This window comes from Streptomyces canus 299MFChir4.1, assembly GCF_000383615.1.
Lineage (GTDB): Bacteria > Actinomycetota > Actinomycetes > Streptomycetales > Streptomycetaceae > Streptomyces > Streptomyces canus_C.
Window position 1 is genome coordinate 44,528 of record NZ_KB911627.1, and the last position, 6,038, is coordinate 50,565.

The 6,038-nt window shown below is 69.4% G+C and carries 6 protein-coding genes and 2 pseudogenes; 7 read left to right on the forward strand and 1 reads right to left on the reverse strand.

The genetic code is table 11. The annotated features are described in order from the left end of the window. Nucleotides 1–3 precede the first annotated feature (3 nt). The 5 genes from H293_RS51455 (at nucleotide 4) to H293_RS0143565 (ending at nucleotide 2,699) form a co-directional block, all read left to right on the forward strand. A complete protein-coding gene (locus H293_RS51455; RefSeq protein WP_259294678.1) occupies nucleotides 4–417 on the forward strand; it encodes an ATP-binding protein in 414 nt (137 codons plus the stop codon). 196 nt (nucleotides 418–613) lie between these two features. Beyond that, nucleotides 614–751, forward strand: a complete 138-nt coding sequence (locus tag H293_RS58770; protein WP_158694537.1) for a hypothetical protein — start codon at nucleotides 614–616, stop codon at nucleotides 749–751. Nucleotides 752–794: 43 nt separating this feature from the next. Then, nucleotides 795–1,022, forward strand: a complete 228-nt coding sequence (gene tgmA, locus H293_RS0143555; RefSeq protein WP_020124063.1) for a putative ATP-grasp-modified RiPP — start codon at nucleotides 795–797, stop codon at nucleotides 1,020–1,022. Nucleotides 1,023–1,200: 178 nt separating this feature from the next. Then, entirely contained in the window at nucleotides 1,201–1,419 is a 219-nt protein-coding gene (locus H293_RS59520) for a hypothetical protein (RefSeq protein ID WP_199790268.1), read from the forward strand. A 173-nt stretch (nucleotides 1,420–1,592) separates the two neighbouring features. Beyond that, nucleotides 1,593–2,699: a methyltransferase domain-containing protein gene (locus H293_RS0143565; RefSeq protein ID WP_020124065.1), complete on the forward strand. Its 1,107-nt coding sequence runs from the start codon at nucleotides 1,593–1,595 to the stop codon at nucleotides 2,697–2,699. On the opposite strand, the pseudogene H293_RS53315 reads toward H293_RS0143565, so the two are convergent. Next, a pseudogene (locus H293_RS53315) lies at nucleotides 2,696–3,649 on the reverse strand (IS481 family transposase). The gene H293_RS0143565 and the pseudogene H293_RS53315 overlap by 4 nt on opposite strands. A 254-nt stretch (nucleotides 3,650–3,903) precedes the next feature. Between H293_RS53315 and H293_RS53320 the strand changes: the two are divergent. Further along, nucleotides 3,904–4,448, forward strand: a pseudogene (locus tag H293_RS53320) (flavoprotein). Nucleotides 4,449–4,804: 356 nt separating this feature from the next. Continuing rightward, nucleotides 4,805–6,009, forward strand: a protein-coding gene (locus H293_RS0143585; protein WP_106968526.1) for an IS3 family transposase whose coding sequence is annotated in 2 segments (ribosomal slippage) — nucleotides 4,805–5,096 and nucleotides 5,096–6,009 — 1,206 coding nt in all. Because the reading frame shifts where the segments join, the coding sequence is not laid out codon by codon here. Nucleotides 6,010–6,038: the final 29 nt, after the last annotated feature.

Sequence of the window (6,038 nt, forward strand, 5' to 3'; positions counted from 1 at the left end):
ACGATGACCATGACGGCTGCAACGGTGGGACCACAGCGCTACCAGGAGCGGTACGCGGCGAGGCTGGAAGCCGCTGCTCAGGCGCGTCGGGACATAGCGCTGGTGCTGGAGACCTGGGGCCTGCCTCAGCTAGTGGACGTCGCGGAGCAGGTCGTCACGGAGCTGGTGGCCAACGCGGTGGAGCACACCGACGCCGCCACGGTCGGTGCCTCGATCACACGGACAGGCAAGGAGTCCGCGCGGATCGTTGTGACCGACACGTCCCGCACCAGACCCACCCCTGGCGCGCCGTCCCTGGACGATGAGCACGGCCGCGGACTACTCCTCGTCGAAGCTCTGGCCCACGACTGGGGCAGCGAGCCGGTGCACGGCGGGAAACGCGTCTGGGCAGAGCTGCGCGCGGGCGGCACGTGGTGACCGCTCCTCCCACGGCCACCTTGCCGCGCGTCGAACGGCTCACTCCGCGGCAGCAGATGGCCGTGGACTGTGCGCACTGCGCCCGCCGGTTGGGGATGGCCGGCCAGGTGTGGGGCGAAGTGCGCCACCGGGGCCTGCTGTTCCGGCTCTGGATCTGCGCGCCCGAATGCCCACCGTCCCTTGCCGGTGGCGTTGCATGAGCCGCCGCCCGGCGCCGGAGCCCGATGCCCAGTGCCGGGCGCTGCACAACCCGCTCTGCGTCTGCATGACCGGCTTCCCGGCCGGAGCGGAGCGGCCCCGCGAGACCCTCGGCCGTGCCCTCGCGCACGGGTGAGTCAGAGAACAGTCCGAGCACCAGCAACCACAAGGAGGCATCCATGCCCACGGCAACGCTCGTCCCGTTCGGCGCCCGCGCCGAGCGTGCCCCGTACACCGTGACCCTGGAAGCGGGATCGTTCGTGTACGACCCGGCCCGGCAGGCCAACGTCCTGACCGACGGCTCTGGAGCCCTGCGGAGCCGCTCCACCTCGCTGGCCGGGAGCTGCACGAACACCAACTGGGACAGCAAGAACGACGACACGTCCGACCCGTACCTGATGCGGTGAAACAGCACCTGTCCGGCGGCCCGGTGCTGGTCGTCACCAAGGAACGGGACCCCGCGGCGGGCCGGGTCGTCGACGAACTGACGATCCGGCGTGTGCCGGTGATGCGGTTCGACATGGGGGACTTCCCCTGTCCATGTCCCTGTCCGCCGAGCACGCTGCAGCACCCTGGACGGGGGTCTTGGCTGACGAGTACCGCTCCGTGCGGCTGGAGGAGGTGAGGGCCGTCTACTACAGGCAGCCCCGCCTTCCCGCCGTCTCCGAGCGCATGGAGGAGCCCCACCGCATGTGGGCCAAGGAGCAGGCGCTGGCCGGACTGCTCGGCACTGGCGCAGCGACTACGACGCACTCACTTACGACGTGTGCCAAGTCCCGGACGACGTCCGGGCGGGCGTGCTGAGCTGGCTGGAGCACTTCCGTCTCAACTTCGGGGCGTTCGACTTCGCCGTCACCCCCCGCCGGGGACTGGGTGATGTTCGAGTGCAACCCGTCCGGAGAGTGGTCCTGGATCCAGAACAGGACGGGCCTGCCCATCGCCACGCACATTGCTGATCTACTCGCCGAGGGACGACCATGACGACACACACCGAAGAACGCGCCACCCAGTTGCGCACGACGTTGGCCGACGTCCTGGAGGCCAACGGGCAACTGTCCGACCCGACATGGCGGAAGGTGTTCGAGGCCGTTCCCCGCCATCCGTTCGTGCCGGAGTTCTGGACCCTGGTCGGCGGCGAGCAGCGGCACGTGACCTCCGCCGATTCCGACTGGCTGGACTTGGTGTACTCGGATGACGCGCTGGCCACGCAGCTCACCGACGGCGTGGCCACATCCTCATCAACAGCACCCGGCCTCATGCTCGTCATGCTCCAGGCCCTCGACGTCGCCGATGGTCACCGCGTGCTGGAGATCGCGACCGGCACCGGCTACAACGCGGCACTCCTGTCCGAACGGCTTGGGAGCCACCAGGTGGTTACGGCTGAGGTCGACCCGGTGCTGGCGCGGCTGGCGGGATCGCGGCTGCGGCGCTGCGGATATACCCCGCTGGTGCAGGCCGGGGACGGTCGTGACGGCTACCCGGCCAAGGCCCCGTACGACCGGCTGATCGCCACCTGTGGCTTCACCACGATCCCGACGGCCTGGCTGGAGCAGGTGCGGCCCGCCGGCCTCATTGTGTGCCCTGTCGGCTGGGGGACCGCGCGCCTGGTCGTCGCCGACGATGGCCGCGCCGAGGGCCGTTTTCTGCCCGGCGGTTCTTGCTTCATGGCCGTACGCGACGCCGGTGCCACCGGCGCTCCGGCACACCCAGGTAGGCCGAGCGCGACGAGCGGCCGACTCACTGGCCTGGACCTGGCCGTGGTCGCCGGGGACGATGCGTTCCGCTTCGTGCTCTCGCTGGTCACGCCGGACACGGCTTTCGCTTCCGAGCGCGATGGCGACGGCCGGGTGACGGCGGTGGAGTTGTGGAGTGCTGACGGCGCGTGGGCGCGCGCCGAGGACGGCGCGGTACGACAGGCCGGGCCGCGCCTGCTGTGGGACGCGGTAGAGGAGGCACACGAGTTGTACGTCGAGAACGACAAGCCGGACCGGGAGCGCTTCGGCGTGACCTTCACCGCCGAGGGGCAACGCATCTGGCTCGATGCCCCCAGCTGTCCCGTACCGGTTGCCCTCGCCGTGACCTAGGTGTATTGCCCTGAGCGGTTCGGAACGCGGCTGGCGGGTGGCTGGCCCTTCAGCGCGGTGTGTCCGCGGTGGTGATTGTAGGTGTGCAGCCACTGGGGGAAGGCATCGCGTCGTTGCTGTTCCGACCGATAGGGGCGGGTGTAGGCCCACTCGTCGAGCAGGGTGCGGTTGAACCGCTCGACCTTGCCGTTGGTCTGCGGCCGGTAGGGCCGGGTGCGCTTGTGCGTGATCCCGGCCGCGGCCAGGGCATCGCGCCACAGACGGGACTTGTAGCAGGAGCCGTTGTCGGTCAGCACGCGCTCGACGCTGATCCCGCAGGAGGCGAAGAACGCCTGCGCCCGTCCCCAGAAGGCGACGGCGGTCTCCTGTTTCTCGTCGGTGAGGATCTCGCTGTAGGTGAGGCGGGAGTGGTCATCGACGGCGGTGTGCACATAGCTGTAGCCGGCGCCGGACCGCTTCTTGCGGCCCTTCTGGCGTCCAAGGACCTTGTGGCCGCCGCCGTCGGGGATGTTGCCGAGCTTCTTGATGTCCACGTGCACCAGCTCGCCGGGACGATCGCGTTCGTAGCGGCGTATGACACGGCCGGTGGCCCGGTCCAGGTGCGAGAGGCGGGCCAGGCCATAGCGGGTCAGCACCCGGTGCACGGTGGAGGGCACCAGACGGAGCAGGACCGCGATCCGTGCCGGTCCCCAGCGGCGCAGCACGCGCACCTTGATGATCCGCCGCTCGGTACGCGTCGGGGTCCGTCATGGGCTGGCATGCGGGCGGCTGGAGCGGTCGGCCATGCCCGCCTCGCCGTGCTGCCGGTAGCGGTCGGCCCATCGCTTGGCCGTGCTCGCGGAGACCTGGAAGCGTTCCGCGGCCCGCCGCAAAGGCCAGTTGTCGTCCACGATGCAGCGGGCCAGCCGCAGGCGGCCGGTCTCCGTCACGGGTGCATTACGGTGGGGCACGAGGGTCCTTCTGGTCGCCGGTGCAGATGTCGCAATCCACACCAGGCCAGAAGGCCCTCACCCATTTCAAGATCACTCAACCGTGGCGTCCGTCACCAACCTCCGTGGACAGAACACCTAGGACGGCGGTGGGTCCTCGGAGAACCCAGACTGCCGTAGAGCGGCCACGTGAGCGGGCGCCGCCTGGCAGCCCGCGGCCGTCGCCGTGCGCTGCCGGAACCACACCACTTCAGCCGCCAACTGGGAGTGCCCGCGTGAGTGATCAGCACGACAAGCCGCTCCTCCAGATCGTCGTCTGCGCGGCCGGGGTCGCCGCCGACGTCGGCCGGTGATCACCGCAGCACAGGGGCGGCACTGGGACGTCGGCGTCACCGCCACCCCGCAGGGACTCGGCTTCCTCGATGCGGAGGCGGTCGAGGCCCAGACCGGCCGCCCCATCCGCTCGGCCTGGCGGTCACCGGGGGAGCCGCGCCCGGCTCGGCCCGCGGACGCGGTCGCGGTCGCCCCGGCCACCTTCAACACGGTCAACAAGTGGGCGGCAGGGATCTCCGACAATCTCGCGCTGGGCGTCCTGTGCGAAGCGCCCGCCATGGACATCCCGGTCGCTGTGCTGCCGTACCTGAACTCGGCCCAGGCCGCCCACCCCGCATACCGGCAGAGTCTGGACCGGCTGCGCGAGATGGGCGTCCTGATCGGCTCATACGAGCCGCACCGGCCGAAGACCGGCGGCGGAGCCGACCGTTACCGCTGGGAGGAAGTGCTGGAACTGCTCGCCCCTCGGTTGTCCCTCCGGCCGTGATCAGCGCCGCCGTCCTCAAGGGGCTCACCCCTTGAGGCGAGTCGCGCACCGAACTCCGCCGCGCGGCTTCTGCCGGCTGCCGGGGCTTCTCCCTTTGTCCGGCGATCACGTCTTCATTGCCGTCGGCCGGCCGGGCGCCTGCCCGGCCGGGCCTGGCGCGAGGAGTTACAGATCAACAGCCTGCTCACCCTTTGCAGGGAGCGGGAGTAGCTTTCGTGGAAGCACCGCCCAAGTACAACCGCAGTGCACCGCCTCCCCTTCGGTCACAGATTCATCACGCAACGTTTTCAGGGCCTTGACCCCTGATGTTGGACACACGAGACACTGGATCCTGAGGATCTGAGAACGGACATCTCGTGGTCATGAAGAACTACCCGCCGGAGTTCAAGGCGGACGCGGTCGCGCTGTACGAGTCGCGGCCCGAAGCGACGATCAGGTCGGTCGCCGCTGATCTGGGGATCAATCCGGAGACGCTGCGGAACTGGGTGAGGGCCGCAGGAGTAAGCCGTCCGCGGGGACGCCGGACGCAGGAACCGGTCCAGCCGCCGACCCCGCTGGAGGCTGAGAACGCGGCCTTGCGGAAGAAGGTCCGTGAGCTGGAGGAGGAACGCGAGATCCTCCGCAAAGCGGCAAAGTATTTCGCCGGGGAGACGCGCTGGTGAACCGCTTCCAGTGTGTCGCCGATCTCCACCGCCGCTACGGCGTGAAGCGGCTGTGCGGCATCCTCGGCATCAGCCGCTCGAGCTTCTACTACTGGCGCCGGACAGCTGCGGACCGGGCCGCCCGGCAGGCGGCCGACGCAAGGCTGGCCGCCCGGATACGGGCCGTGCACCAGGACTCGGACGGCACGTACGGAGCCCCGAGAATCACCGCCGAACTCCGCGAGACGAGCGGAGAGGCACTCAACCACAAGCGCGTCGCCAGGATCATGCGGGCGTTCGGCATCGAAGGGGTCCGGTTGCGCCGCCGGCACCGCACCACCGTCGCAGACCCAGTGGCGGCCAAGGCGCCGGACCTGATCGGCCGCGACTTCACCGCCACGGCTCCGAACACGAAGTACGTCGGCGACATCACCTACCTGCCCATCGAGGGCGGGAAGTTCTGCTACCTGGCGACCGTCATCGACCTCGCCTCCCGCCGTCTCGCCGGCTGGGCGATCGCCGACCACATGCGAACCGACCTTGTGACCGACGCCCTGGCCGCAGCGGTCCGCACCCGAGGCAGCCTGGCCGGATCGATCATGCACACCGACCACGGAGCTCAGTACACGAGCAGGGCCTTCGCCGAAGCCTGCAGGTCAGCAGGGGTGCGGAGGAGCATGAGCGCGGTCGGATCCAGCGCGGACAACGCACTCGCCGAGTCCTTCAACGCGACCTTCAAACGCGAGACCCTGCAAGGACGAAAGAGCTGGCCAGGCGAGCGTGAGGCCCGCCTCGACGCGTTCCGATGGCTCAACCGCTACAACACCCGACGCCGACACTCCCGCCTCGGGCAACGATCACCGATCGCCTTCGAGAACGCCTTCTACCGCACACCAACTACGCTGGCACGAGTCGCATAACCCGTGTTCAGGATTCGGGGTCAAGGCCC